Annotated in this window: 23 protein-coding genes; 9 read left to right on the top strand and 14 right to left on the bottom strand. The window is 66.0% G+C overall.

The features are described from left to right. Positions 1-14: 14 nt before the first annotated feature. Positions 15-848 carry a pyrroline-5-carboxylate reductase gene (gene proC, locus H0A72_RS18660; protein ID WP_180158014.1) on the bottom strand — a complete coding sequence of 278 codons (834 nt, stop codon included), beginning with the start codon at positions 846-848 and terminating at the stop codon, positions 15-17. A 159-nt stretch (positions 849-1,007) separates the two neighbouring features. On the opposite strand from proC, the gene ugpB reads away from it, so the two are divergent. From ugpB to H0A72_RS18680, 4 genes are all read left to right on the top strand, one after another. Beyond that, positions 1,008-2,315, top strand: coding sequence for a sn-glycerol-3-phosphate ABC transporter substrate-binding protein UgpB (gene ugpB / locus H0A72_RS18665; protein ID WP_180158015.1), 1,308 nt, complete (start codon positions 1,008-1,010; stop codon positions 2,313-2,315). 109 nt (positions 2,316-2,424) lie between these two features. Further along, positions 2,425-3,306, top strand: coding sequence for a sn-glycerol-3-phosphate ABC transporter permease UgpA (gene ugpA, locus H0A72_RS18670; protein ID WP_180158016.1), 882 nt, complete (start codon positions 2,425-2,427; stop codon positions 3,304-3,306). Between the two features lie 52 nt (positions 3,307-3,358). After that, positions 3,359-4,201: a sn-glycerol-3-phosphate ABC transporter permease UgpE gene (gene ugpE / locus H0A72_RS18675; RefSeq protein ID WP_180158017.1), complete on the top strand. Its 843-nt coding sequence runs from the start codon at positions 3,359-3,361 to the stop codon at positions 4,199-4,201. 40 nt (positions 4,202-4,241) lie between these two features. After that, positions 4,242-5,327 (top strand): sn-glycerol-3-phosphate import ATP-binding protein UgpC, encoded by a 1,086-nt coding sequence (locus tag H0A72_RS18680; RefSeq protein WP_180158018.1) that lies wholly within the window; start codon positions 4,242-4,244, stop codon positions 5,325-5,327. 88 nt (positions 5,328-5,415) lie between these two features. Here H0A72_RS18680 and H0A72_RS18685 read toward each other — a convergent pair whose 3' ends face one another. From H0A72_RS18685 to H0A72_RS18710, 6 genes are all read right to left on the bottom strand, one after another. Next, positions 5,416-6,537: a branched-chain amino acid ABC transporter substrate-binding protein gene (locus tag H0A72_RS18685; RefSeq protein ID WP_180158019.1), complete on the bottom strand. Its 1,122-nt coding sequence runs from the start codon at positions 6,535-6,537 to the stop codon at positions 5,416-5,418. A gap of 116 nt (positions 6,538-6,653) precedes the next feature. After that, the gene (locus H0A72_RS18690; RefSeq protein ID WP_425502480.1) at positions 6,654-7,175 is read right to left on the bottom strand and encodes a Dps family protein; all 522 of its coding nucleotides are present in this window, start codon (positions 7,173-7,175) and stop codon (positions 6,654-6,656) included. Positions 7,176-7,299: 124 nt separating this feature from the next. After that, positions 7,300-8,253 (bottom strand): LysR substrate-binding domain-containing protein, encoded by a 954-nt coding sequence (locus H0A72_RS18695; protein ID WP_180158021.1) that lies wholly within the window; start codon positions 8,251-8,253, stop codon positions 7,300-7,302. A 29-nt stretch (positions 8,254-8,282) separates the two neighbouring features. Then, a complete protein-coding gene (gene recG / locus H0A72_RS18700) occupies positions 8,283-10,376 on the bottom strand; it encodes an ATP-dependent DNA helicase RecG (RefSeq protein WP_180158114.1) in 2,094 nt (697 codons plus the stop codon). 51 nt (positions 10,377-10,427) lie between these two features. Next, positions 10,428-10,814, bottom strand: a complete 387-nt coding sequence (locus H0A72_RS18705; RefSeq protein ID WP_180158022.1) for a Rid family detoxifying hydrolase — start codon at positions 10,812-10,814, stop codon at positions 10,428-10,430. Between the two features lie 145 nt (positions 10,815-10,959). After that, positions 10,960-11,736 (bottom strand): ferredoxin--NADP reductase, encoded by a 777-nt coding sequence (locus tag H0A72_RS18710; RefSeq protein ID WP_180158023.1) that lies wholly within the window; start codon positions 11,734-11,736, stop codon positions 10,960-10,962. A gap of 370 nt (positions 11,737-12,106) precedes the next feature. Here H0A72_RS18710 and H0A72_RS18715 point away from each other — a divergent pair, with 370 nt between their 5' ends. From H0A72_RS18715 to H0A72_RS18725, 3 genes are read left to right on the top strand one after another with little or no spacing between them, the layout of a single operon-like run. Next, positions 12,107-13,156 carry a Fe(3+) ABC transporter substrate-binding protein gene (locus H0A72_RS18715; RefSeq protein ID WP_180158024.1) on the top strand — a complete coding sequence of 350 codons (1,050 nt, stop codon included), beginning with the start codon at positions 12,107-12,109 and terminating at the stop codon, positions 13,154-13,156. A 55-nt stretch (positions 13,157-13,211) separates the two neighbouring features. Further along, positions 13,212-14,897 (top strand): ABC transporter permease, encoded by a 1,686-nt coding sequence (locus H0A72_RS18720; protein ID WP_180158025.1) that lies wholly within the window; start codon positions 13,212-13,214, stop codon positions 14,895-14,897. 21 nt (positions 14,898-14,918) lie between these two features. Beyond that, a complete protein-coding gene (locus tag H0A72_RS18725) occupies positions 14,919-15,701 on the top strand; it encodes an ABC transporter ATP-binding protein (protein ID WP_180158026.1) in 783 nt (260 codons plus the stop codon). A gap of 87 nt (positions 15,702-15,788) precedes the next feature. Here H0A72_RS18725 and ntrC read toward each other — a convergent pair whose 3' ends face one another. The 6 genes from ntrC to H0A72_RS18755 all read right to left on the bottom strand — a co-directional run bounded on the left by ntrC (position 15,789) and on the right by H0A72_RS18755 (position 22,740). After that, positions 15,789-17,264, bottom strand: coding sequence for a nitrogen regulation protein NR(I) (gene ntrC / locus H0A72_RS18730; RefSeq protein ID WP_180158027.1), 1,476 nt, complete (start codon positions 17,262-17,264; stop codon positions 15,789-15,791). Continuing rightward, positions 17,261-18,310, bottom strand: coding sequence for a nitrogen regulation protein NR(II) (gene glnL, locus H0A72_RS18735; RefSeq protein WP_180158028.1), 1,050 nt, complete (start codon positions 18,308-18,310; stop codon positions 17,261-17,263). Before glnL ends, ntrC begins: the two co-directional genes overlap by 4 nt. A 73-nt stretch (positions 18,311-18,383) precedes the next feature. After that, positions 18,384-19,796: a type I glutamate--ammonia ligase gene (gene glnA / locus H0A72_RS18740; RefSeq protein WP_180158029.1), complete on the bottom strand. Its 1,413-nt coding sequence runs from the start codon at positions 19,794-19,796 to the stop codon at positions 18,384-18,386. A gap of 189 nt (positions 19,797-19,985) precedes the next feature. Further along, positions 19,986-21,224 carry a radical SAM family heme chaperone HemW gene (gene hemW / locus H0A72_RS18745; protein WP_180158030.1) on the bottom strand — a complete coding sequence of 413 codons (1,239 nt, stop codon included), beginning with the start codon at positions 21,222-21,224 and terminating at the stop codon, positions 19,986-19,988. A 3-nt stretch (positions 21,225-21,227) separates the two neighbouring features. Then, on the bottom strand, positions 21,228-21,833 hold the full coding sequence (gene rdgB, locus H0A72_RS18750) for an RdgB/HAM1 family non-canonical purine NTP pyrophosphatase (RefSeq protein ID WP_180158031.1): 606 nt from the start codon (positions 21,831-21,833) through the stop codon (positions 21,228-21,230). Next, the gene (locus H0A72_RS18755; RefSeq protein ID WP_180158032.1) at positions 21,826-22,740 is read right to left on the bottom strand and encodes a LysR family transcriptional regulator; all 915 of its coding nucleotides are present in this window, start codon (positions 22,738-22,740) and stop codon (positions 21,826-21,828) included. Before H0A72_RS18755 ends, rdgB begins: the two co-directional genes overlap by 8 nt. 109 nt (positions 22,741-22,849) lie before the next feature. Between H0A72_RS18755 and H0A72_RS18760 the strand changes: the two genes are divergently transcribed. Next, the gene (locus H0A72_RS18760) at positions 22,850-24,010 is read left to right on the top strand and encodes an acyl-CoA dehydrogenase family protein (protein WP_180158033.1); all 1,161 of its coding nucleotides are present in this window, start codon (positions 22,850-22,852) and stop codon (positions 24,008-24,010) included. Positions 24,011-24,018: 8 nt separating this feature from the next. Further along, entirely contained in the window at positions 24,019-25,389 is a 1,371-nt protein-coding gene (locus H0A72_RS18765) for an MmgE/PrpD family protein (RefSeq protein WP_180158034.1), read from the top strand. Positions 25,390-25,413: 24 nt separating this feature from the next. Here H0A72_RS18765 and rph read toward each other — a convergent pair whose 3' ends face one another. After that, the gene (gene rph / locus H0A72_RS18770) at positions 25,414-26,169 is read right to left on the bottom strand and encodes a ribonuclease PH (RefSeq protein WP_218953401.1); all 756 of its coding nucleotides are present in this window, start codon (positions 26,167-26,169) and stop codon (positions 25,414-25,416) included. Position 26,170: the final 1 nt, after the last annotated feature.

Here is a 26,170-nt window from a genome sequence, read left to right on the forward strand (position 1 = left end):
TATCGGGCCTTTCGTCAGGAGAATTCCCTGGAGAGCTCGGCGGCGCGGTCCCGGGCGGCGTCCATGGCTTGCTGGACGATGGCGGCGAAGCCGCGGGCGTCCAGGACTTCCAGCGCCGCGGCCGTCGTGCCCCCCTTGGAGGTGACGCGCTCGCGCAGGACGGCCAGGCTTTCATGCGACAGCGCGGCCAGCTGGGTCGCGCCGTTCAGCGTGGCCAGGGCCAGGGTGCGCGCCTGGTCGTCGGTCAGCCCCTGGCGGACGGCGCCCTGGATGAGGGCCTCGATGAACAGAAACACGTAGGCCGGGCCGCTGCCCGACAAAGCCGTGACCGCGTCGATCTGGGCGTCGTCCTGGACCCAGACGGCCTCGCCCACCGCGCCCAGCATCTGCTGGGCGACCAGGCGGTCGTCTTGCGTCACGCCGTCCAGGGCCATCAGGCCGCTGGCCCCCGACCCGATGAGGGCGGGTGTGTTGGGCATGCAGCGTATCAGCCGGGTGTGGGGCCGGCCGTCCGGGCCGGCCAGCCAGGCGCCGATGGCCCGGGCCGGGATGCCGGCCGCCACGCTGACGACGAGCGTGTCCGGGACGAGGAAGGGCCGGCAGGATTCGACGGCTTCTTTCAGGAACTGCGGCTTGACGGCGAGGATCCAGACCCGGCGGCCGGCCAGCGTGGCGTCGGGCGCCTGCGCGACCGACACGCCCTGCTGGGCCCAGCGGTCGAGCACCGCGGGATTCTTGTCGATGACGTGGACGTCGTGCGCCCCGCAGCGCTTGCCGATCAAGCCTGCCGCCAGGGCGGTGGCCATGTTGCCGCCGCCGATGAATGCTATGGTGAGTTCTTGGGTCATAAGCCGCCATTGTACGAGTTGGGGAGGCCGGGCGCATTATTTGCTGGGCGCGCCACAGCGGGGGCCGGCCGCCGTCACGCCCGTGTCATGAGCGCAATATATGCTTCCGGCCAACGGAGTTTACCGCTCCGGCCACATGGAATCGTCAAGGAGAAGCACATGCAAGCCAAACTGATCGCCCTGTCCTTCGCCGGCCTGGTCGCCGGCATCGGTACGGCGCACGCCGCCACGGACATCACTTTCTGGCATTCGATGGAAGGCGCGCTGGGCGAACGCGTCAACGCCCTGGTCGGCGAATTCAACGCCGGCCAGTCGGATTACGTCGTCAAGGCGGTCTACAAGGGCGCCTATGGCGAATCGATGAATGCGGGGATCGCCGCCTTCCGCGCCGGCAATGCGCCCGACATCCTGCAGGTGTTCGAGGTCGGCACCGCCACGATGATGTACGCCAAGGGCGCCGTGCAGCCCGTTCAGGAAATGTCCGAGAAAGCCGGCGACCCGATCCGGGCGTCCGACTTCCTGGGCGCGGTCGCCGGGTATTATTCGTCGCCGGACGGCAAGCTGGTGTCCATGCCTTTCAACAGCTCCACGCCCGTCTTCTATTACAACAAGGACGCCTTCAAGAAAGCCGGCCTGGATCCCGACCACCCGCCCAAGACCTGGCCGGAAGTGCACGAGGCGGGCAAGAAGCTGCGCGCCGCCGGCATGGAATGCGGCTATACCACCGGCTGGCCGGCCTGGATACAGCTCGAAACCTTCGCCGCCTGGCACAACGTGCCCTATGCTTCCCAGGACAACGGCTTCGGCGGGCTGAACGCCCGCCTCAAGCTCGAAGACCCGGTGTTCGCCAAGCACCTGGGCTATCTCGCCATGATGGCCAAGGAAGGCACTTTCACCTACGGAGGCCGCGGCGACGCGCCCAACGCGCTTTTCACTTCCGGCAAATGCGGCATGTTCACCGGCTCCAGCGGCAGCCGCGCCAACATCCTCAAGACCGGCGCCTTCGAACTGGGGATTTCTTCCCTGCCCTACCATGCCGACGTGCCGGGCGCGCCGCAGAACACCATCATAGGCGGCGCGTCGCTGTGGGTGTTCGCCAGGAAATCGCCTGAAGTCCAGAAAGGCGTGACCAAGTTCTTCAAGTTCATTTCCAGCCCCGAAAAGGCCGCCCAATGGCACCAGCAGACCGGCTATGTGCCGGTGACCAAGGAAGGCTACGAGCTGACGCGAAAATCCGGCTTCTATGACAAGAACCCCGGCACCATTATTGCAGTGCAGCAACTGGACGCCGCCACCACGGAAAATTCACGCGGCATCCGCCTGGGCTTCCTGCCGCAGATTCGCGAGATCGAGGACGGCGAAATGGAAAAGATCTTCTCGGGCCAGTTGACGGCCGAGGCCGGCCTGGCGAACATGGCGCGCCGCGGCAACGAACTGCTGGAGCGCTTCGAGAAGAGCGCCAGGTAGGCCTTGCATTAAAATGAGGCGGCAGGGGCGCCCGGAACCCGGGCGCCCCTTGCGATTTGCTGCGCCCCCCGCACGCTCATATCCATTCAAGAACAAGGCTCCGCTGAACATGGAAAAGCGCGTCGTCTTCAACCACAAGATCCTGCCCTATCTGCTGGTCCTGCCGCAGCTGGCGGTCACCGTGATCTTCTTTTTCCTGCCCGCCGGCCAGGCCATGTGGCAGTCCTTCCGCCTCGAAGACGCCTTCGGCCTGTCTTCGGAATTCGTGGGCCTGGCCAATTACGCCGAACTGCTGTCCAGCTCCGACTACCTCGATTCCTTCAAGGTCACCGCCCTGTTCTCCGCGCTGGTGGCCGTGCTGGGCCTGTCGATTTCGCTGCTGCTGGCCGTCATGGCCGACCGGGCCGTGAAAGGCGCGGCCGTCTACAAGACCCTGCTGATCTGGCCGTACGCCGTCGCGGCCGCCATCGCGGGGGTCTTGTGGCTGTTCCTGTTTTCGCCGTCGGTGGGCATCTTGGCCGTCTACCTGATGGAGGCCGGCATCGCCTGGAACCCGCGCCTGGATTCGGCCGATGCCATGATGCTGGTCGTGATCGCCGCCGTCTGGAAACAGATTTCGTACAACTTCCTGTTTTTCCTGGCCGGCCTGCAGGCGATACCGCGCTCGCTGATCGAGGCGGCGGCCATCGACGGCGCCGGCCCCGCGCGCCGGTTCTGGACCATCGTCTTCCCCCTGCTGTCGCCAACCACCTTCTTCCTGCTGGTCATCAATGTCATCTATGCTTTTTTCGACACCTTCGCCATCATCGACATCGTCACGCAAGGCGGGCCGGGCACCAGCACCTCCATCCTGGTCTACAAGGTGTACAACGCCGGATTCAAAGGGCTGGACATCGGCTCGTCGGCGGCGCAGTCGGTCATACTGATGATCATCGTCGTGGCGCTGACCATCGTCCAGTTCCGCTACATCGACCGCCGGGTCAATTACTGACGCCCCGCGTCCACGCCAGCTTCCGGGCCTGTCAACACATCCGAACCGAGCCATGATCGAACGCCGCCCCATCCTGGACATCGTCACCCACCTCGTATTGCTGCTGGGGGTGGCGGTGATCGCCTTCCCCTTGTACGTGACCTTCATCGCGTCGACGCAAACCGCGCAAGAGGTCGCGCGCGCGCCCATGTCACTGCTGCCGGGCCGCCATTTCGTCGACAACTACGTCGCCGTGCTGACCGGCGGGGCCGGCTCGGCGCCCGCCGTGGCGCGCATGATGTGGGTCAGCACCGTCATGGCGCTGGCCATCGCCGTCGGCAAGATCGCCATTTCCTTGCTGTCGGCCTTCGCCGTCGTCTACTTCCGTTTCCGCTTCCGCATGCTGTTCTTCTGGATGATCTTCATCACCCTGATGCTGCCGGTCGAGGTGCGCATCGCGCCCACGTATGAAGTGGTGTCCAGCCTGGGCATGCTGAACAGCTACGCCGGGCTGACGCTGCCCCTGATCGCTTCCGCCACCGCCACCTTCCTGTTCCGCCAGTTCTTCCTGACCGTGCCCGACGAGCTCGTCGAGGCGGCGCGCATCGACGGCGCGGGCCCGATGCGGTTTTTCAAGGACGTCCTGCTGCCGCTGTCGCGCACCAGCATCGCCGCGCTGTTCGTCATCCAGTTCATCTACGGGTGGAACCAGTACCTGTGGCCGCTGATCATCACCACCCAGGAAGACATGTATCCCATCGTCATCGGGATCAAGCGCATGATCTCGGGCGGCGACAGCGTCACCCAGTGGAACCTGGTCATGGCCACCGCGCTGCTGGCCATGATCCCTCCGGTGCTGGTCGTCGTTTTGATGCAGAAATGGTTTGTGAAGGGTCTGATCGACTCGGAAAAATAAGCGGCGGCCCTGGCCGCCGTCTCCGGATTTGGAATCGCACATGGCTACACTGAGTTTTCGCAAGGTCAAGAAGACCTATCCGGGCGACATCGCCGTCATCCACGGCGTGGACATCGACGTCGCGGACGGCGAATTCATCGTCATCGTCGGCCCGTCGGGTTGCGGGAAGTCGACCTTGATGCGCATGGTGGCGGGGCTGGAAACGGTCACCGAAGGCGAGATCCTGATCGGCGGCAAGGTCGTGAACGACCTGGAGCCCGCTGAGCGGGACATCGCCATGGTGTTCCAGAACTATGCGCTGTACCCGCACATGTCGGTGTTCGACAACATGGCCTATGGGCTGAAGATCCGCAAGTTCAGCAAGGAAGAAATCCAGCGCCGCGTGCAGGAGGCCGCCAAGATCCTCGAACTCACTCATCTGCTGGACCGCCGCACCCGCCAGCTGTCGGGCGGCCAGCGGCAGCGCGTGGCCATGGGCCGGGCCATCGTCCGCGACCCCAAGGTGTTCCTGTTCGACGAGCCCCTGTCCAACCTGGATGCCAAGCTGCGCGTGCAGATGCGGCTGGAAATCCAGAAGCTGCACCGCCGGCTGAAAACGACCAGTCTCTACGTCACGCACGACCAGGTCGAAGCCATGACGCTGGCGCAGCGCATGGTGGTCATGAACAAAGGGGTGCCCGAACAGATCGGGACGCCCATCGAGGTATTCGAAAAGCCGGCGTCCGTATTCGTCGCGGGCTTCATCGGCTCGCCGCCGATGAATCTGATTCCGGCCCGGGTCGACGCGCAGCGCCAGGTGCATGACGAGAACGACGCGCCCCTGCAGTTCCCGGCCTCGCTCGTTCCTCCGGAGATGGCGAACCGCAAGGTGATCATGGGCTTGCGGCCCGAGCACATGAAGCTGCACGCGGATGGCATTCCGATCAATGTCGAGATGGTGGAGGTGCTGGGGTCGGAACAGCTGATACACGGCATGCATGCGGACACGCCCATCGTGCTGCGCTGCCCGGTGGGTTTGACTCGGGATTATCCTTTGCAGGTGGGCGAGGCCGTGCAGGTGGGATGGGACGGGATTCACGCGCCGCATTGGTTCGATGCGGCGACGGGAAAGCGGATCGGCGCGTAAGCAGGCCCAGAACCGCAAGGCCTTGCGCCCCAGGGCAAGACGCCCTGAGCCGCAAGGCCGTGGAAATCAGGCAGCCTGTGGGATCGGCTTACTGATAGACGGTCTTGGAGCCATCCTTGTGCCAGTTGAAGATGTCGAACTTGAAATCGTTCAGGTCGCCCTGCTTGTTCCAGGAGATCTTCCCGATGGGTGTTTCGACACTATTGGCGTGCAGATACTGGGCTACCTTGACCGGGTCGTCCTTGCCTGCGCCCTTGATGCCTTCAGCGATGGCCTTGGTGGCCGAATACGCCGTCAGCTGGAAGGCCCCGCCGGGATCGCGCTTCTTGTCCTTGAACGCCTTCACGATGGCCTCGTTGGCGGCGTCCTTGGTGAAGTCGGCGGGCAGCGTGACCAGCAGGCCTTCGACCGCGGCGCCGGCGATGGCGTTGATGTCGGGGTTGCCGACGCCCTCGGGGCCCATGAACTTCGCCTTCAGGCCTTGCTCGGCGCCCTGGCGCAGCAGCAGGCCCATTTCCGGGTGATAGCCGCCGTAATAGACGAAATCGGCGCCCGAGCTCTTGAGCTTGGTGATGACCGCGGAATAATCGCTGTCGCCGGCGTTGATGCCCTCGAACAGGACGACCTTCACCCCGGCTTTTTCGAGTTCGGACTTGACCGAACTGGCGATGCCCTGGCCGTAAGACTGCTTGTCGTGCAGGACGGCGACTTGCTTGGGCTTGATTTTTTCGATGATGAACTTGGCGGCGGCCGGGCCTTGCTGGTCGTCGCGGCCGATGGTGCGCAGGATCATGTCGTAGTTCTTGCCATCGGTCACGGCGGGCGACGTGGCCGACGGGGTCACCATCAGGACGCCTTCATTGTTGTAGATGTCGGTGGCGGCAATGGTGGCGCCGGAGCATACGTGGCCGACCACGTAATGGATTTTGTCGTTCACGACGCGGTTGGCGACGACCGGGCCCTGCTTGGGTTCGCAGCCGTCGTCGATGGTGACGGCTTCGAGTTTCTTGCCCAGGACGCCGCCGGCGGCGTTGATTTGCTCGATGGCGGTGTCGACCCCTTCCTTGACCATGGTGCCGTACTGCGTCAGCGCACCGGTGAAGGGACCGGCGATGGCGATCTTGATGGTGTCGGCCATGGCGCCGGCCGACATGAACATGCCGGCGGCCAGACCGAGGGCCGCCGCAACGGGCGTAAAGCGGATTTTCATAATACCTCCTGAAAGTAGCCAGCAAAGGATACACCGAAATATTGCCGGCGACGGGGATCCGCTTTCAGGGTTTACGCTAGGGCCCCGGCTTCGACGCCGGCGGGCCCGGGCTTCGCCTACTGCAGCAGGCTGCGCAGCATCCAGGCGTTCTTTTCGTGGACGTCCAGCCGCTGGGTGAGCAAGTCCACGGTGGGCTGGTCGTCGACCTCGTCGGCCTTGCGCAGCGCCGCGCGCGCGGTCTTGGCGACGGCCTCGTTGCCCTTGACCAGCAGGTGGATCATTTCCTCGGCGCTGGGAACCGAAGAGGTTTCGGCGATGGAGGAAAGCCGGGCGTATTCCGCGTAGGTGCCCGGGGCGTAATGGCCCAGCGCGCGGATGCGTTCCGCGATGCTGTCGAGCGCCTGCCATTGTTCGGTGTACTGCGTCATGAACATGGCGTGCAGGGTGTTGAACAGAGGGCCGGTGACGTTCCAGTGAAAATTGTGCGTCATCAAATACAGGGTGTAGGAATCCGCCAGCATTTTCGACAATTCTTGTGACACCGTGGCGCGATCCTTGTCCGAGATGCCGATGTCTATGGGCAGACCCTTATCGCTCATTTTTGCTGTTTTGGCATCCAGCTTGTTTGTTTTCGCCATAAAACCTCCAGGATAAAACCGGTTGATCAGACAAGTTTTAGGATACCATGCGGCCGCCTGAAAAGTCTGCGCAAAGCCGCGCAAAAACCGGGAGCCGCGGGCCGGGAATCGCGTGCGCCCGGCCTCAGGCCGGCTCGGCCTCCAGGCTGGATTCGTCGAGATAGCGCACGCCGGGCAAGTCGCAGGCATGGATGGCCGCGACCAACGCGTCGATCGCCGCGGCGCGCGGGAAGCTCTTGCGCCACACCAGCACCACCCTGCGGTCGGGCACCGGCTTCTTGAAGGGAATGAACGCCAGGAGCTCGTTTTCCTTGCCCGCCACCGCCAGCGAGCTGGCCGGCAGGACCGTGATGCCGATGCCGGCGGCGACCATGTGCCGGATCGTTTCCAGGGACGAGCCCTCGAAGGTGCGCTGTATGCCGTCGCTGGCCGCCGAAAAGCGCGAGAATTCCGGGCAGACTTCGAGCACCTGGTCGCGGAAGCAATGGCCGCTGCCCAGCAGCAGCATGGTCTCGTCCTTCAGGGCCGAAGCTTCGATCTCTTTGTGCCTGGCCCATGGGTGGCTCTTGGGCACCGCCACGAAGAACGGCTCATCGTACAGCGGCCGCATCGCCAGCCCGGCGTCGGGCAGGGGCAGCGCCACGATGGCGCAATCGATCTCGCCCTGGCGCAAGAGCTCTAGCAGGCGCGCCGTGTAGTTTTCCTGGAGCACCAGGGGCATCTGGGGGGTGGAGGCGATCTGCGTGGGGACCAGCCGCGGCAGCAGGTACGGGCCTATGGTGTAGATCACGCCGACGCGCAAGGGGCCGGCCAGCGGGTCGTGCCCCTGGCGGGCGATCTCGCGCAGGTTGGCGCCCTCTTCCAGCACTTTCTGGGCCTGCGCCACCACGCGCAGGCCGATGGGCGTGATGCCCACCTCCGCGCCGCCGCGCTCGAACAACACCACGCCCAGCTCTTCTTCCAGCTTGCGTATGGCGACGGACAAGGTGGGTTGACTCACGAAGCATGCCTCGGCGGCACGGCCAAAATGCCGTTCCCGCGCAACGGCCACGATGTATTTCAGCTCGGTCAAAGTCATGATGTGTCTCGCGAATAAAAGCACCTGCGTCAGGTGCGCAGATAATCCTTTCGATTGCGCATCCAGCGGTCCAGATGGGCTCTTGCGTGTTCCGGATACTGGTCGCGCATGATGGGGACCGCCTCTTGCGCCTGCTCGACGATGCGCGCGTCGGTTTCCAGGCTGGCGAAGCGCAGGAGCTCCTGGCCGGACTGCCGCACGCCCAGGAACTCGCCGGGCCCGCGCAGATCCAGGTCGCGCTGGGCGATTTCAAAGCCGTCGCCGGTTTCGTACATGGCCCGCAAGCGCTGCCGCGCGACGCCCGACAGCGGCGGCTGGTACATCAGCACGCAGATGGATTCGGCGGCGCCCCGGCCCACCCGCCCGCGCAACTGGTGCAGCTGCGCCAGCCCGAAACGCTCGGCGTGCTCGATGATCATCAAGGAGGCGTTCGGGACGTCGACGCCCACCTCGATGACGGTCGTCGCCACCAGCAGGTCGATTTCGCCATCGCGGAACGCCTGCATCACTTCCTGCTTGGCCGCCGTGGCCAGCTTGCCGTGCACCAGTCCGATACGCATGTCGGGCAGCGCCTGGACCAGCATGGCGTGCGTGTCGATCGCCGTCTGGAGTTGCAGGGCCTCGCTTTCCTCGACCAGGGGGCAGACCCAATACGCTTGCCGGCCCTTGCGGACTTCCGCCATGACGCTGCCCAGCACCTGTTCGCGGCGGGCATCGGAGATGAGCTTGGTCAGCACCGGTTTGCGGCCCGGCGGCAGTTCGTCGATGATCGAGACGTCAAGATCCGCGAAGAAGGTCATGGCCAGCGTGCGGGGAATGGGCGTGGCGCTCATGTTCAGCTGGTGCGGAATCAGGTTCCGCCCGGCGACGACCGATTCGCCCTTGCGGCTGAGCTCCAGCCGCTGGCCGACGCCGAAACGGTGCTGCTCATCGAGGACGATCAGGCCGAGATTGTGGAAGTCGACTTTTTCCTGGATCAGGGCCTGGGTGCCGACCACCAGCTGCGCCCGGCCGCCGGCGACGGCTTCCAGCGCCGCCTTGCGCGCCTTGGCTCCCAGGCTGCCGGCCAGCCACGCCGTTTCGACGCCCAGCGGCCGCAGCCAGGCCCCGAGCTTGTGATAGTGCTGCTCCGCCAGGATCTCGGTGGGCGCCATGATGGCCACCTGGCTGCCGGCGGCAATGGCTTGCGCCGCCGCGAAGGCCGCCACGATGGTCTTGCCGCTGCCCACGTCGCCTTGCAGCAGGCGATGCATGGGAAAGGGCCGCGCCAGATCGGCCGCGATCTCGCGCACCACCCGTTTCTGCGCCGCCGTCAGGGCAAACGGCAGGCTGTCGCGCAGCGCCCGCGGCAAGCCGCCGCCGCGCGCGGGCAGGACCGGCGCCCGCTGCTTGTGCCGGGCCGCGCGCGCTTCCGCCAGGGACAGCTGCTGCGCCAGCAGCTCGTCGAACTTGATGCGCAGCCAGGCGGGATGCTCGCGCTCCAGCAGGTCCTGATAGGACGCCCCGGCGGGAGGATGATGCAGCACCCGGATGGCGTCGGCGAAGGGAATCAGCCCGTACCGCCGCAGCAAGGCGTCGGGCAGGGTGTCGGACAGGTCGGCCTGCGCAAGCGCCTGATCGATGGCTTTGCGCAAGCTGGCCTGGGGCAGGCCGTCGGTGGTGGGATAGACCGGCGTGAGCGCTTGCGGCAAAGGGCTGCCGGCGGCGCTGAGCCTGGGGTGGACCATTTCATAGCCGCCGAAGCCGTGGCGCAGCTCGCCGCGCACGCGCAGGCGCCGCCCCGCCGCCAGCTGCTTTTGCTGGCTGGGATAGAAATGCAGCCAGCGCAGCGCGATCTGCCCGGTGTCGTCGCGGACCACGGCATGCAGCTGCCGCCGCGGACGAAGCTGGACTTCGCTATGCATGACCTCGGCCTCGACCTGCCCCGGCACGCCCGGCACCAATTCGGCGATCGCTTGTATGCGGGTTTCGTCTTCGTAGCGCAGCGGCAGGTGCACGATGAAATCGGCGGGGCCGAACAGGCCCAGGCGCTGGAATTTGCGTTCCAGCAGAGAACCGCCGCGCGGGCCGGCGCCGCCGCCCTGCGCGGCCGCGCCGCCGGAAGCTCCGGCCGGCCCGCGCACCGTGCGCGGACCCGTTGCGTTCGTACCTGCCAATGCCTGGCTCGGCGGGTGTCAGATGACGATGACCGCTTCGACTTCGAACTGCGCGCCCTTGGGCAGCGCGGCCACGCCTATCGTGGAACGGGCCGGGTAAGGCTGGGGGATGATGTCGGCCATGATGGCGTTGGCGCTGGCGAACTTGCTCAGGTCCGTCAGGAACAGGGTGAGCTTGACGATGTTGTCCAGCGTGCCGCCGGCGGCCTCGATGACGGCCTGCATGTTGGCGAAGGACTGGCGCACCTGGCCTTCGAAGTTTTCGGAGACGAGTTCGCCCGTGCCCGGTTCGAGCCCGATCTGGCCCGACAAATACACGGTTTTACCGGTTGCGACGGCAACCGCCTGCGAATAGGGACCCACGGCGGCGGGCGCGGCGTCGGTGTGGATGATTTGCTTGGCCATGAATGATTTCTCTGTTTCGTTGGATGGAATGAACACAACAGCTATCAGAGTTTAATCATCTATAGTCAAAATTAAAAGCCCTGCCCCATGAACCGCATCCCGAAGGTTGGGCATCGGTCCAGCCTTCGGGGGGTCTGCATGGCGTTTACTTTTCGACGAAGGCCCGCTCGATGACATAATCGCCGGGCTGGCCGACGCCGGGCGATATGGTGAACCCGCGCGCATCGAGCATGCTGCAGATATCGGCCAGCATGCTGGGACTGCCGCAAAGCATGGCGCGGTCGGTTTCAGGATTCAGCGGCGGCAGCCCGATGTCTTCGAACAGCTTGCCGGTTTCGACCAGTTGGGTGATCCGGCCTTCGTTGCGGAAAGGCTCGCGCGTGACCGTCGGATAATAAATGAGCTTCCGGCGCACGATGTCGCCGAAGTATTCATTGTTGGGCAGCACGTTTTCGATGAAGTCCGAATAGGCGAGCTCGCTCTTGTAGCGCACGCCGTGCAGCAGGACGACTTTTTCGAAACGCTCGTAGGTATCCGGGTCCTTGATGATGCTCATGAAGGGCGCAAGGCCGGTGCCCGTGGCGAACAGGTACAAGTGCTTGCCGGGCTTGAGGTCGTCGATGACCAGCGTGCCGACCGGCTTCTTGCTGACCAGCACCGTGTCGCCCGGTTTCAGGTGCTGCAAACGGGACGTGAGCGGGCCGTCCGGCACCTTGATGCTGAGGAATTCGAGGTTTTCCTCGTAGTTGGCGCTGGCGATGCTGTAGGCGCGCATCAGGGGCTTGCCGTTGACCTCGAGGCCGATCATGACGAAATGCCCGTTGTGGAACCGCAAGGCCGGATCGCGCGTCGTGGTGAAGGAAAAAAGGGTGTCGTTCCAATGATGAACGCTCTGGACTTGCTCGGTATTGAAGGCTGCCATGGGTAATCGAAGAATGGTTGCGCGCCCCCGGCCGGCCCTGCCGCCGGGAACGTTGCGCCGCACAAGTGGAATCGGGATTTTAGCCCAGGCCGGGCGGCAAGCGCGCCGCGCCGGGCCCTTTGCAGGGATATTAAGGCCTGGGCCGCATAAATCAAGGCGCCCGGCAGGAATCGCCGGACGGTTCTTTAATCTGGATCAAATCGAAGGGAAATAAGCCGCCGCGTCCTGCGGCCGGGAGCGGCCGCTTTTCATTGAATACTTTTGCGGACTCTGCTATCTTTCGGACTCTAATCATGAGAATCATTTTTATTCTCTATCCCTTCCGGCCGGCGCAGCCGCTGCGCCGCGCTTTCATCTTCTGGAGACCTCGATGCGCTCAACCCTAGAGCCACGGAAACTCGTCGGCACCCTGCTGGCAGCCGGCTTCGTCGGACTGGCAAGCCTGTCGTCCGCCGCCGTCGCCGCCGACGTGAACCTGTACACGACCCGCGAGCCCAAGCTGATCCAGCCCTTGCTCGACGAATTCACCAAAGACACCGGCATCAAGGTCAACACCGTCTTCGTCAAGGACGGCCTGATCGAGCGCGTGAAGGCCGAAGGCGAAAAATCGCCCGCCGACGTCCTCATGACCGTGGACATCGGCAATCTGCTGGACCTGGTCGAGGCCGGCATCACCCAGCCCGTGCAATCCAGCACGCTGAACGAGGTCATCCCCGCCAACCTGCGCGGCGCCGACAACCAGTGGTATACCTTGTCGCTGCGCGACCGGGTGGCCTACGTGGCCAAAGACCTCGACGTCAACGCCATCACCTACGAAGCCTTCGCCGACCCCAAATGGAAAGGCAAGGTCTGCATACGCTCGGGCCAGCACCCCTACAACACGGCGCTCATCGCCGCCATGATCGCCCACGACGGCCCCGAGGCCGCCGAAGCCTGGCTGCGCAACGTCAAGAACAACCTGGCGCGCAAGGCCGCGGGCGGCGACCGCGATGTCGCCCGCGACATCCTGGGCGGCATCTGCGACATCGGCATCGCCAACGCCTATTACGTCGGGCGCATGAAGAATTCCGAGCCCGGCACCGACGCGCGCAAATGGGGCGACGCCATCAAGGTCGTGCGGCCCACTTTCGCCAACGAAAAGAGCAAGGGCACCCATGTTAATATCTCGGGCGCTTCCGTGGCCAAGCACGCGCCCAACAAGGACAACGCCGTCAAGCTGCTCGAATACCTGGTATCGGACAAGGCCCAGAATCTGTACGCCAACGCGAACTACGAATATCCGGTCAGGAAAGGCGTGAAGCTCGACCCGGTCGTGGCCAGCTTCGGGGAACTGGTGGTCGATCCCTTGCCGCTCACCGAAATTGCGAAGCATCGCAAGCTGGCCAGCGAACTGGTAGACAAAGTTGGATTCAACAACTAAAGACTCTTTTGCTTCCCTCCAGGAAAAGCGGGCGCCACAGCCCGCTTTTTCTCGATTGCCGCAAGATCCGCCGCTGCGCCTGCGCCGGGCCAGGGCGCTCGAATCGGGCACGGGCTGGCGCCTGGCTTCGCTGCTGGTCGCCGCGGGGGTGGCGGCCCCCCTGGCGGCTTTGCTGTGGTTCGCCCTGCAAGGCAATCTCGAACACTGGCGGCATTTGCTCGAATTCGTCCTGCCCACGGCGTTCCGCAATACCGCGCTGCTGCTGCTGGGCGTGGGCGTCCTGGTCGGCTGCCTGGGCGTGGGCAGCGCCTGGTTGATCACCGCCTTCGATTTCCCTACCCGCCGCATGCTTTCCTGGGCGCTGCTGCTGCCCCTGGCGGTGCCCACTTACATCGTCGCCTTCGCCTACCTGGACATCCTCCACCCCATCGGCCCGGTGCAGACCGCCATACGGGAACTGCTGGGCTACACCAGCCCGCGCCAGTTCCGGCTGCCCGACCTGCGCTCCCTGCTGGGCGCGATCCTGCTGCTGGGCTTCGTGCTCTACCCCTACGTCTACCTCAGCACGCGCGTCATGTTCGCCACCCAGGCGGCCAGCCTGATCGAAGCGGCGCGCGTCCTGGGCGCCGGCGGGCGCGGCGCCTTCCTGCGGGTCGCCCTGCCCATGGCGCGGCCGGCGATCGCCGTCGGCATCAGTCTGGCTTTGCTGGAAACGCTGAACGACATCGGCGCCTCCGAATTCCTGGGCATCCAGACCCTGACGGTCTCGGTCTACACCACCTGGGTCACGCGCTCGGACCTGGCCGGCGCGGCCCAGATCGCGCTGGCCATGCTGGCCATCGTCGCCGTCCTGATCCTAGTCGAGCGCCACGGCCGCCGGCGCCAGCGCTACGCCAGCACCCAGCGCACGCGTTCCATACGGCCCCGCCGCCTGAAGGGCTCCGCCGCCCTGCTCGCTTTCGGGCTGGGCTGGGCGCCGGTCGTCATCGGCTTCATCGCTCCGTCGATCTACCTGCTGAGCGAAACCCTCAAGCACTTCCATACGGTGGGTTCGGTGTCCGACCAGCTGCTGCTGAGCGCCTACAACACCGCCAGGATCGCCTTCATCGCCACCCTGGCCACCCTGGCGGCCGGCCTGGCCGTCGCCTGGGCGGCCAGATCCCAGCGGCAAGGCAAGGGCCCGCGGCTGCCCAAGCTGTCCGCCCGCCTGGCCACCAGCGGCTACGCCATTCCCGGCACGGTGCTGGCCATCGGCCTGCTCACGCCGCTCATGCTGATCGACGGCCTGGGGTCGTGGCTGTGGCAGCGTCTGGGCCATCCCGATCCGGGGCTGCTGCTGATGGGCACCAGCACCGCCCTGGTGTGCGCCTACGCCATACGCTTCCTGGCCATCTCCATCGGGGGCATCGAATCGGGCCTGGCACGCATTCCGCCGTCCATGGAACAGGCGGCGCGCCTGTTGGGCGAAACGCCGGGCGGCGCGCTCCGGCGCATCCATCTGCCCTTGCTGCGGCCGGCGCTGGGCGCGGCGGCGCTGCTGATCTTCGTCGATGCCATGAAGGAGCTGCCCGCCACGCTTTTGTTGCGGCCCGTCAATTTCGATACACTTTCGACCTGGCTTTACGCCGAGGCGGCGCGCGGCACCTACGAAGAAGGCGCCGTCGCGGCGCTGGCCATCGTCGTGGCGGGCCTGCTGCCCGTGATCCTGCTCGCTCGCGCCCAGCTGCGGCCCACCCATTAAGCATCCATACGAAAAACCGGCATGACCGATCTGCTCACACTGGACCACATCAGCCTGTCCTATGAAACCGAGGGCGGCCTGGTTCCGGTCGTGCGCGATTTGTCGCTGGGCCTGGAAAAAGGCGCCATAGGCTGCCTGCTGGGCGCCTCGGGCTGCGGCAAGACGACCGTGCTGCGGGCCATCGCCGGCTTCGAGCCGCTGCGCGCGGGCCGCATCCTGCTGGGCGGCGCCGTGCTGTCCGAGCCCGGCCGGCAGGTGGCGCCCGAGCACCGGCACGTGGGCATGATGTTCCAGGACTACGCCCTGTTCCCCCATCTCAGCGTGGAGAAGAACATCGCCTTCGGCTTGCGCAAGCGCCCCAAGGCCTGGCGCGAGCAGCGCGTGAAAGAACTGCTGGCCCTCACCGGGCTGGAAGGCTCGGCGCAGCGCTATCCGCACGAACTTTCGGGCGGCCAGCAGCAGCGCGTGGCGCTCGCCCGCGCGCTGGCGCCCGAGCCCGAGCTGCTGCTGCTGGACGAGCCGTTTTCCAATCTGGACGTCGACACCCGCGAGCGCCTGGCGTTCGAAGTGCGCGACATCCTGAAGAAGACCGGCCACACCGCCATACTGGTGACGCACAATCAGGCCGAGGCCTTCGCCATCGCCGACAAGATCGGCGTGATGCAGGCGGGCACCATCGTGCAATGGGATACACCCTACGGGCTGCATCACCATCCGGTCAACGACTATGTGGCCGATTTCATCAAGCGCGAAGCCTTGATGGCCCAGCGCGCCCAGGCCTATCTGCGCGGCGAAGCCAGTTGAAGGCCAGGCCCGTGCCGCAAGCGGCCTGAGCCCCGGGGCCCGGCCCGCCTAGGGCCTGTTGACGCTAAAAGGCAGGCGTCACCGGCCCTAGTCGCTTATCCCCAGTTCCGCGCACTTGCGGGTCAGCGTGTTGCGCCCTATGCCCAGGCGCTGGGCGGCTTCCATGCGCCGGCCCCTGCTGTAATCCAGCGCCGTCTCCAGCAGCACGCGCTCGAAATCGCGCGCCAGCGTGGCCATGACCGCCGGCTCGTTGCGCGCGAGGCGGCGGCCCACCTCGCGGGCCAGCGGCTCCAGCCATTCGGGGGACGGCGGCTCGGCCGCCGGCGCATCCGGCGCCAGGGCGCCGCCATCCTGCGCGGCCGCCGAGCCCGTCGGCGCGGCACCGCGCTCCTGCCAGGCCAGGATCTCCGGCGGCAAATCCTTGGGTTCGATCACCTGGCCGGACGACATCACCGTCAGCCATTGGCAGAAGTTTTCGAGCTGGCGGATATTGCCGGGGTAGTCGAAGGCGCTCAAGGCGCGCAGGGCCTCGGGCGTCAGGCGGCGCACGGGAACCCCCATGTCGGCCGCGCTATGCTGCAGGAACAGCCGGACCAGGGCGGGAATGTCTTCCTTGCGCTCGCGCAGCGGCGGCAGGCGCAGGCGGATGACGTTCAGGCGATGGAACAGGTCTTCGCGGAACCGTCCTTCGGCCACCCGCTGCTCCAGCGGCTGGTGCGTCGCCGCGACGATGCGCACGTCGGCCCGGATCGCCTGCGAGCCGCCCACCCGGTAGAAGCTGCCTTCGGCCAGCACGCGCAGCAGGCGCGTCTGGAGCTCGAAGGGCATGTCGCCGATCTCGTCCAGGAACAGGGTGCCGCCGCCGGCTTCTTCGAAGCGCCCGCGACGCTGCTGGGTCGCGCCGGTGAAGGCGCCGCGCTCGTGGCCGAACAATTCGGCTTCGAGCAGGTCCTTGGGGATGGCCGCGGCGTTCAAGGCCACGAAAGGCCCGCCGGCGCGGTTGCTGTGCTCGTGCAGGGCGCGGGCGATGAGTTCCTTGCCCGTGCCCGACTCGCCGGTGATCAGCACGGTGGCCGCGCTCGACGCCAGGCGGCCTATCGCGCGGAACACCTCCTGCATGGCCGGCGCCAAGGATTGCATCATGATCCGCCCCGCGGCGGCCGCGCCGCCGCCCGTGTCCGGCACGGCGGCATCGTCGGGCTCCGCCGTTTGCGCGGCGCGCCGTATCAAGGACAGCGCCACATTGACGTCGAAAGGCTTGGGCAGGTAATCGAACGCGCCTTTCTGGAATGCCTCGACCGTGCTGTTCAGGTCGGAGAACGCCGTCATGACGATGACCGGCAGGCCGGGATGCTCGCGCTTGATCCGCTGCAGGAGCGCCAGGCCGTCCTGGCCGGGCATGCGCACGTCGGTCACCAGCACCGCGGGCGCGCCGTCCTGGAGCGCGTCCAGGGCTTCGGCCGCCGAGGCGAAGCTGCGGACGGGCATGGATGCCCGTGCCAGCGCTTTTTCCAGCACCCAGCGTATGCTCTGGTCGTCGTCAACAATCCATACCGCTTTCATGCTTGCTCCAAAGGCAGGATCATCCTGAATTCGGTTCGTCCCGGGACTGAATCGAACTCCACGACGCCGCCATGCTGCTGGACGAACTCCTGCGCCAGGCTCAACCCGAGCCCGGTGCCGCTCGCCCTGCCCGTGACCAGGGGGTGGAAGATCTTGCCGTGCAGGTCCGCCGGCACGCCCGGCCCATTGTCTATCACCGACACCACGATGCCCAGCTTGGCCGGGCCCGACGCCAGCAGCGGCCGGCGCCCGACGCGGGTGCGCAGGGTGATCTCGCCCGCCGCCCGCGCCCCGCTTTCATCGAGCGCCTGCGCGGCATTGCGCGCCATGTTCAGCAAGGCCTGCATCAATCGCTCGCGGTCGCCCGCCAGCTCGGGCGCCGACGCGTCGTAGTCGCGGATGAATTCGATTCCCGGGAACTCCGAGCGGACCAGCGTGTACACCCGTTCGCAGATCTCGTGGATGTTGAAATACGTTTTTTTCAGCGTGGCGCCCTGCGGCGCGATGAGGCGGTCCACCAGCCCGGCCAGCCGGTCGGCCTCGGCGATGATCACCTGCGTGTATTCGCGCAGGGAATCCGCGGCCAGTTCGGCCTCCAGCAATTGCGCCGCCCCGCGGATGCCGCCCAAGGGGTTCTTGACCTCGTGGGCGAGATTGCGCAGGGACTCGCGCTGCGTGGCGAGTTCTTTGCTGAGCTGCCGGTGCCGGTCCAGCAGGACGTGGTGCTCCAGCACCCGCACCTCCAGCAAGGCGGCCCATTCCTGCTTCTGCAGGGGCACGACGGCCAGGCTGACGGGCACCAGGTCGCCGCGCCGCTCGACCGCCAGGTCCTGGCGCAAGACGCCGAACTTGCCGCGGATCGCGTCGGGCAGACGGGCCGCCAGTTCCGGATCCCCGCCGAACAGCTGGTCCACCGGACGGCCCAGCAACTGCCTGCGCGAGACGCTGAACAATTCCTGCGCCGCGGTGTTTGCGTGCTGGACGCGGCCCGCCTCGTCCAGCAGCAGCACCGCCGTCGACAAGAGGTCGTAGCCGGCCACGTCCATGCTTGCACCCAGGGCTTGTTGGCCTGGCAGGAGGGGCGGCCCGACCCGTTGACGGGCGGGCCGCCCCGCATGCTCAGAGGCTGTAGTACATATCGAACTCGACCGGATGGGGCGTCATGCGCAGGCGCGTGATTTCACCCATCTTGAGTTCGATGTAGGCGTCGAGCATGTCGTTGCTGAACACGCCGCCGCGGGTCAGGAACTCGCGGTCGCGGTCCAGCGCCTCCAGGGCTTCTTCGAGCGAGACGCAGACGGTGGGGATCTTCGCGTCTTCTTCGGGCGGCAGATCGTACAGGTTCTTGTCCGCCGGGTCGCCGGGATGGATCTTGTTCTGCACGCCGTCCAGCCCCGCCATCATCAGCGCCGCGAATGCCAGGTAGGGGTTGGCCATGGGGTCCGGGAAGCGCGCTTCGACGCGCCGCGCCTTGGGGCTGCCCACATAGGGGATGCGGATGGACGCCGAGCGGTTGCGCGCCGAATACGCCAGCTTGACCGGCGCCTCGTAGTGCGGCACCAGGCGCTTGTACGAATTGGTGCTGGGGTTGGTGATGGCATTCAGCGCCCTGGCGTGCTTGATGATGCCGCCGATGTAGTACAGCGCGAATTCCGACAGGCCGGCGTAGCCGTTGCCGGCGAAGAGGTTCTGGCCGTCCTTCCAGATGGACTGGTGCACGTGCATGCCCGACCCGTTGTCGCCAACGATGGGCTTGGGCATGAAGGTGGCCGTCTTGCCATAGACGTGCGCCACGTTGTGCACGGTGTATTTCAGGATCTGGCTCCAGTCGGCGCGTTCCACCAGGGTGCTGAACCGCGTGCCGATCTCGAGCTGGCCGGGGCCGGCGACCTCGTGGTGGTGCACTTCGACCGGAACGCCCTGCTGCTCCAGCAGCAGGCACATTTCGGAACGCATGTCATGGAAGGAGTCGACCGGCGGCACGGGAACGTAGCCGCCCTTGACGCCCGGACGGTGCCCCATGTTGCCGCCTTCCAGATCCAGCCCGCGCGACCACGAGGCCTCTTCGGACTTGATCTTGACGAAGGAGCCGGACATGTCGTCGTTCCAGGTGATGCCGTCGAAGACGAAGAATTCGGGCTCGGGGCCGAAAAACGCGGTATCGCCCAGGCCGCTGGACTTCAGATAGGCCTCGGCGCGCTTGGCCAGCGAGCGCGGGTCGCGATCATAGCCTTTCAGGTCGGAAGGCTCGACCACGTCGCAGGTCAGGTTGAGCGTGGGCTCTTCGCGGAACGGATCCATGCGCATCGAACGGGGATCCGGAATGAGCACCATGTCGGAGGCTTCGATGCCTTTCCAGCCGGCGATCGACGAGCCGTCGAACGCGACGCCGGCTTCCAGCTTTTCTTCGTCCACCGTATGGGCGGGCACCGTGAGGTGATGCTCTTTGCCCAGGGTATCCGTAAAACGAAAATCGACAAAAGTCACTTCGCGTTCGGCGATCAATTTCAAGACATCTTCGGGGGTGGACATAGAAAAGGCTCCTGAACCAGTAAAACCACAAGAATGAGTAAAGACACCAGGCATTACGCAAACGCCGTGCCAGTTTTGAGCCCCGCGAACGCGCAGCTTGACCGCCCCGATGACATGGCAATACACCAAACCGGGGCGGCCGGCACCATCATGGTGCAAATTTTAGTGCAAAACGCGGCGCGCAACGGTTCAATCCAGAAACTCCGCCAGCAGGTCGTTCAGAAAGGCCCAGCCCAGGGGCGTGGCGCGCAGGCGTGCCGGATCGGGATCCAGCAAGCCCTTCGCCGTGGCCCGTTCTATGGCCGGCGCGATGGCGAACAGGGACTGCCCGGTGCGCTCGACGAAACTGCCGCGCTCGACGCCCTCCTTCAGGCGCAAGGCGTTGAGCATGAACTCGAAACCCAGCTCCTTCCATTGCACCGGCCGGTCCTCGGCAAGATGGCTGCCGTCGCGCCGCAAGGCCTTTTCCATCCATGAGGCCGGATTCTTCAGCTTGGCCTGGCGCACGATGCGGTCATGGAAGGAAAGCTTGCCGTGCGCCCCGGGCCCCACGCCCAGGTAATCGCCGAACTCCCAGTAATTGACGTTGTGCCGGCAGCGCCCGCCCGGCTTGGCATAGGCGGAGATTTCGTAACGCTCCCAGCCTTGGGCGGCCGCGGCGTCGGCGATCAATTCCTGCATGGCGGCGCCGGTGTCGTCGTCGGGAAGCGCGGGCGGATACTTCGCAAAGACCGTGTTGGGCTCGAGCGTCAGGTGGTACAGGGACAGGTGCTCGGTTCCGAACGCCATGGCCTGGCGCAGGTCGCGCTCGCACTCCTCCAGCGTCTGGCCCGGCAAGGCGAACATCAGGTCCAGGTTGACCCGCGGCACGGCGCGCTGGGCCATCTCGATGGCCGCCCTGGCCTGCCTTGCGTCGTGTATGCGTCCCAAGGCCTTCAAGGCGCGGTCGTCGAAGCTCTGGATGCCCAGCGACATCCGGTTCACGCCGCTGGCGGCGTAATCCCGGAAGCGCCCGGCTTCGGCGGCGCCCGGGTTGGCTTCCATGGTGATCTCGGCATCGGGCAGCACATTCAGGCAGGCCCGGAACATCGCCAGCATGCGGTCCAGGCCCGCCGCAGACAGCAGGCTGGGCGTTCCGCCGCCGATGAAGATGGAAATCACCTGCCGGCCCCACACCAGGGGCAGGGCCTGTTCCAGGTCCGCTTGCAGGGCTTCCAGGTAATCGCGCTCGGGCAGCTCGCCCTTCAGCTCGTGCGAATTGAAGTCGCAGTACGGGCATTTCCGCAGGCACCACGGCACGTGCACGTACAGCGACAAAGGAGGCAGGCTGGACAGGATGGTCCGGCCGCCCGGCCCGGGAATCACGCCGGGCTTGCGGGCCGCCAGAACGGCTTCCGGGCCCGGATTCCGCTGGACGATGGTGGCCATGGGTCAGGCTCCGCCGCGCGCGCGCAGCGCCCGCAGCAGGGACTGCAGCGCCATGGCGCGATGGCTGTGGGCGTTCTTTTGCGCGGGCGCGAGCTCGGCCGCCGTTTTTCCCAGGGCGGGGATGTAGAAATGGGGGTCGTAGCCGAAGCCGTTGCCGCCGCGCGGCTCGCCGATGATCTCGCCTTCCCAGTAGCCTTCGGCGACGATGGGCCTGGGATCGTCCGCCGATTCCACGTACACCAGCACCGCGACATAGCCGGCGCGGCGATCCTGGACGGAAGCGAGTTCCCCGACCAGGCGGCGGTTGTTCGCGGCGTCCGACTTTTCCCCGCCCGCCAGGGCCGCATAGCGCGCGGAATGGACGCCCGGCCGGCCGCCCAGCGCCCGCACGCAAAGGCCGGAATCGTCGGCCAGCGCGGGCAGCCCCGTCAGGCGACTGGCATGCCTGGCCTTGGCCAGCGCGTTTTCAAGAAAGGTCGGATGCGGCTCCTCGGCCTCGGGCACGCCCAGCGCGCCTTGCGGCACCATCTCCAGCCCGGCCTCGGACAGAATCGCGGAAAATTCCCGCAGCTTTCCCGCGTTGTTGGACGCGAGCACGACTTTAGTCATTCGTGACACCTTCGGCCTCGTCCTTGAGCAGGACGGAGACCAGTTCTTTGGCGAATACAGGAAGCCTGTCGAACTGCTTGACGCAGATGTGCAGGCGGCGCAGTGCCCAGGCGTCGTTCAGCGCGACGCGCCTGAGCGGAAGATCGCGGACATAGCGCCTGGCGGCCGTTGCGGGGATCACGCCTATGCCGACGTTGGCCGCGATCATGCGGCAGACGGCCTCGAAGTTGCCCACCTCGACCCTGAAGCGCAGCGCGCGGCCCAGTTCGTCGGCGGCCTGCAGCAGGAAGGCGTGGATCGCGCTGCTTTCGGACAGGCTGACGTAGTCGTAGGCGAGCGTCTCGGTGAAGTCCACGGACTCGTGGGCGGCCAGGGGGTGGTCCGCATGGGTGACCAGCACGAGGCGGTCGTTGCGGTAAGGCAGGAATTCGACGTTTTCGCCGCCGTCCGTCTTTGCCGTGATGCCGATGTCGGCCGTGCCGTCGGCCACGGCCTTGACCACCTGGGGGCTCAGGCGCTCGCGCAGTTCGACGTTGACGTCGCGATGCTCGGCCAGGTAGCGGGCCAGGATGTCGGGCATGAACTCGTTCATCGCCGTGGTGTTCGCGTAGATGCGCACGCGCCCCTTGATGCCGCTGGCGTACTCCTGGATGTCGCCGCGCAGGTGTTCGAGCTGCCTCAGGACGATGCGCGCATGCCGCACGAAGGCCTCGCCCGAGGGCGTCAGCGTCACGCCCTGGCTGTTGCGGTAAAGCAGCGCGGTGCCGAGCCGGCTTTCCAGGTTCTTGACCCGGTTGCTTGCCGCGGGCAGCGACAGAAAGGACTGTTCGGCCCCTTTCGTCATGCTCCGGGCGGCCGCCACGTTCACCATGAGGTGCATGTCGGTCAGGTCGAAATAGATAGCCATGTGGCCCACTCTTAAATATTGGCAAACACCCGCTTAATCAACGAACAATGGTCAAGCCGGCCGCAATCAGGCAAAGTTCACGCTATTGTAATGAACCACGCAGGAACCCATGACACCGCAAGCAAACGACTTCCAGGACATCCGCGACGCCATCCGCGATCTGTGTTCGCAGTTTCCGCCGGAGTACTTCCGCAAGATAGACGAAGAGCGCGGCTACCCCGAAGCCTTCGTCCAGACGCTGACCGAGGCGGGCTGGCTTGCCGCGCTGATCCCCGAAGAGTACGGCGGCTCGGGCCTCAGCCTGACCGAGGCGTCGGTGATCATGGAGGAAATCAACCGCAACGGCGGAAATTCCGGCGTCTGCCACGGGCAGATGTACAACATGGGCACCCTGCTGCGGCATGGTTCCGACGCGCAGAAGCGGCAATACCTGCCGCGCATCGCCAGCGGCGAACTGCGCCTGCAGTCCATGGGCGTGACCGAGCCCACGACGGGCACGGACACGACGCGCATCAAGACCACCGCCGTGAAAAAAGGCGACCGCTACGTGGTCAACGGGCAGAAAGTATGGATCTCGCGCATCCAGCACTCCGACCTGATGATACTGCTGGCCCGCACCACCCCGCTGGAACAGGTCAAGAAGAAGTCCGAAGGCATGTCCATCTTCCTCGTCGACCTGCACCAGGCGATCGGCCACGGCATGCAGGTGCGCCCCATCCCCAACATGGTGAACCACGAAACGAACGAGCTGTTCTTCGACAATCTCGAAATCCCCGCCGAGAACCTCATCGGCGAGGAAGGCAAGGGCTTCAAGTACATACTCGACGGCCTGAACGCCGAGCGCACCCTTATCGCGGCGGAATGCATAGGCGACGGCCGCTGGTTCATCGACAAGGTCACCGCCTACGCCAAGGAAAGAATCGTGTTCGGCCGCCCCATCGGGCAGAACCAGGGCGTGCAGTTCCCGATCGCCCGGGCGCACATCAACATAGAAGCCGCCAGTCTCATGCGCTTCGAGGCCGCCCGGCTGTTCGACGCCAGGCAGCCCTGCGGCGCCCAGGCCAACATGGCCAAGCTGCTGGCCGCCGACGCCTCCTGGGAGGCCGCCAACGCCTGCCTGCAATTCCACGGCGGCTTCGGCTTCGCCAACGAATACGACGTCGAAAGGAAATTCCGCGAAACCCGTCTCTACCAGGTCGCGCCCATATCGACTAATCTAATCCTGTCCTACGTGGCTGAACACGTCCTGGGGCTACCCCGTTCCTTCTGAGGCCGTCCATGAACCATCCCAGCGCCAGGCTCGCCGAATTCGCGGCCGAACTGAAATACGAAGACATCCCCTCGCCGGTGCTGCGCCGGGCCGAGGACCTCATGCTGGACTGCCTGGCTTCCGTCCTGGCCGGCTCCAGCGCCCGCCCCGTCCTCAGCGTCGCCCGCTTCGCCGACGCCATGGGCCCCACCAGCGGGCCGTCCGAGAACATGGTCACCCGCCGCAGCAGCAGCCCGCTGTTCGCGGCCATGGCGAATGCCGCCGCGGCCCACATGGTCGAACAGGACGACGTGCACAACGGATCGGTCTTCCACCCGGGGGCGGTCGTGTTCCCGCCCGCCATCGCGGTGGCCCAGGCGCTGGGCCGGTCGGGCAAGGAATTGCTGACCGCCTGCGTGGCGGGATACGAAACCGGCATACGCGTGGGGGAATTCCTGGGGCGCTCGCACTACAAGATCTTCCACACCACCGGCACCGCCGGCGCCCTGGCCGCCGCGGCGGCCGTGGGGCGGCTGCTGAACCTGAACCCCGAGCAGATGCTCAATGCCTTCGGCTCGGCCGGCACGCAGGCCGCCGGCTTGTGGGAATTCCTGAAAGACGCGGCCGACTCCAAGCAGCTGCATACGTCCCATGCGGCGGCCAACGGCATCATGGCCGCCTATCTGGCCAACGACGGCTTCACGGGCGCGCGCCGCATCCTGGAAGGCGCCCAGGGCATGGGGGCGGGCATGTCCCGCGACGCCGACCCGGCGCGCCTCGCGCAGGGTCTGGGCAGCCGCTGGACGGTGCTGGAAACTTCGTTCAAGTACCACGCCTCCTGCCGCCACACCCACCCGGCGGCCGACGCCTTGCTGGCGCTGATCCAGGCTCATGCGCTGTCCCTCGACGACATCGCGCGGGTGGAGGCGCTGGTTCACCAAGGCGCCATCGACGTCCTCGGGCCGGTGGTCGATCCCGCGACGGTGCATCAATCGAAGTTTTCCATGGGAACGGTGCTGGGCCTGATCGCGCGGCATGGCCGCGCGGGCCTGCCTGAATTCGATGCCGCGCTGAACGATCCGGCCATCGCGGCTTTCCGCAAGAAGGTGACGATGGCGCTGGACCCGGAGGTCGATCGGGCGTATCCGGAAAAATGGATAGGGAAGGTGCGCGTGACGACCACCGACGGCCGGGTCCTGGAGTCGCGGGTCGACGAGCCCAAGGGCGATCCGGGCAATACGCTGAGCCGCGCGGAGCTGGAAGACAAGACCCGCCGCCTCGCCACCTACCGGAATGCGGCGACCCCCGAAGAGGCCGAGGCGCTCATCGGGCGGGTTTGGGGGCTGGGCGAGGTGGAGCTGGTTGGTGCGTTTGTTGTGGGGGTGGGGGTTTTGGGGTGAGTCCAAAGCGGCTTGGGGCGTGATTCAAGAAGCACCGCAGGCATCCGTCCCCAAGACGCTCTTCTGAATCGCAACCAGGCTCCGGACGCCGGTCTCCGCCAGGTCCAACAAGCCGTCCAGCGCCTGCCTGCTGAACGCCCGGCCCTCAGCCGTCCCCTGGACTTCCACGTAATGCCCCGCGCCCGTCATCACCACGTTCATGTCCGCGTCGCAGCCTGAGTCCTCGATGTAATCCAGATCCAGGACGGGTTCGCCGTTCACGAAACCGACCGACACCGCAGCGACGTGATCCAGCAGAGGATTCGACAGCAGCACCCCGCCGTTCAAGAGCCCCCGCACCGCCAGCGCCGCCGCCACCCAGGCGCCGGTGATGCTTGCGCATCGCGTGCCGCCATCGGCCTGCAGCACATCGCAATCCAGATGCAGCGTGCGCTCGCCCAGCGCGGTCAAGTCGAACACGGCGCGCAGGCTGCGGCCGATCAGGCGCTGGATTTCCTGGGTGCGGCCGCTCTGCTTGCCGCGCGCCGCCTCGCGGTCGGACCGCGTATGCGTCGAACGCGGCAGCATGCCGTATTCCGCCGTCACCCAGCCCTGCCCCTTCCCTTTCAGAAAAGGCGGCACCTTGTCCAGCACGCTGGCATTGCACAGGACGTGCGTGTCGCCCGCCTGGACCAGGACGGAGCCTTCGGCATGGCGCGTATAGCCGAGCTGCATCGAAAAGCGCCGCAATTCGTCCGGCTGCCGCCCGGAGGGGCGGACCGAGGTGGATGTGGGTGGCAAA

It is taken from the genome of Parapusillimonas granuli (assembly GCF_013416525.1).
Taxonomy (GTDB): Bacteria; Pseudomonadota; Gammaproteobacteria; order Burkholderiales; family Burkholderiaceae_B; genus Parapusillimonas; species Parapusillimonas granuli.

Bases quoted from the DNA above. Each gene is read 5' to 3' on its own strand.
- proC (WP_180158014.1), bottom strand. From the start codon at position 848: ATGACCCAAGAACTCACCATAGCATTCATCGGCGGCGGCAACATGGCC.
- ugpB (WP_180158015.1), top strand. From the start codon at position 1,008: ATGCAAGCCAAACTGATCGCCCTGTCCTTCGCCGGCCTGGTCGCCGGC.
- ugpA (WP_180158016.1), top strand. From the start codon at position 2,425: ATGGAAAAGCGCGTCGTCTTCAACCACAAGATCCTGCCCTATCTGCTG.
- ugpE (WP_180158017.1), top strand. From the start codon at position 3,359: ATGATCGAACGCCGCCCCATCCTGGACATCGTCACCCACCTCGTATTG.
- H0A72_RS18680 (WP_180158018.1), top strand. From the start codon at position 4,242: ATGGCTACACTGAGTTTTCGCAAGGTCAAGAAGACCTATCCGGGCGAC.
- H0A72_RS18685 (WP_180158019.1), bottom strand. From the start codon at position 6,537: ATGAAAATCCGCTTTACGCCCGTTGCGGCGGCCCTCGGTCTGGCCGCC.
- H0A72_RS18690 (WP_425502480.1), bottom strand. From the start codon at position 7,175: ATGGCGAAAACAAACAAGCTGGATGCCAAAACAGCAAAAATGAGCGAT.
- H0A72_RS18695 (WP_180158021.1), bottom strand. From the start codon at position 8,253: ATGACTTTGACCGAGCTGAAATACATCGTGGCCGTTGCGCGGGAACGG.
- H0A72_RS18705 (WP_180158022.1), bottom strand. From the start codon at position 10,814: ATGGCCAAGCAAATCATCCACACCGACGCCGCGCCCGCCGCCGTGGGT.
- H0A72_RS18710 (WP_180158023.1), bottom strand. From the start codon at position 11,736: ATGGCAGCCTTCAATACCGAGCAAGTCCAGAGCGTTCATCATTGGAAC.
- H0A72_RS18715 (WP_180158024.1), top strand. From the start codon at position 12,107: ATGCGCTCAACCCTAGAGCCACGGAAACTCGTCGGCACCCTGCTGGCA.
- H0A72_RS18725 (WP_180158026.1), top strand. From the start codon at position 14,919: ATGACCGATCTGCTCACACTGGACCACATCAGCCTGTCCTATGAAACC.
- ntrC (WP_180158027.1), bottom strand. From the start codon at position 17,264: ATGAAAGCGGTATGGATTGTTGACGACGACCAGAGCATACGCTGGGTG.
- glnL (WP_180158028.1), bottom strand. From the start codon at position 18,310: ATGGACGTGGCCGGCTACGACCTCTTGTCGACGGCGGTGCTGCTGCTG.
- glnA (WP_180158029.1), bottom strand. From the start codon at position 19,796: ATGTCCACCCCCGAAGATGTCTTGAAATTGATCGCCGAACGCGAAGTG.
- hemW (WP_180158030.1), bottom strand. From the start codon at position 21,224: ATGGCCACCATCGTCCAGCGGAATCCGGGCCCGGAAGCCGTTCTGGCG.
- rdgB (WP_180158031.1), bottom strand. From the start codon at position 21,833: ATGACTAAAGTCGTGCTCGCGTCCAACAACGCGGGAAAGCTGCGGGAA.
- H0A72_RS18755 (WP_180158032.1), bottom strand. From the start codon at position 22,740: ATGGCTATCTATTTCGACCTGACCGACATGCACCTCATGGTGAACGTG.
- H0A72_RS18760 (WP_180158033.1), top strand. From the start codon at position 22,850: ATGACACCGCAAGCAAACGACTTCCAGGACATCCGCGACGCCATCCGC.
- H0A72_RS18765 (WP_180158034.1), top strand. From the start codon at position 24,019: ATGAACCATCCCAGCGCCAGGCTCGCCGAATTCGCGGCCGAACTGAAA.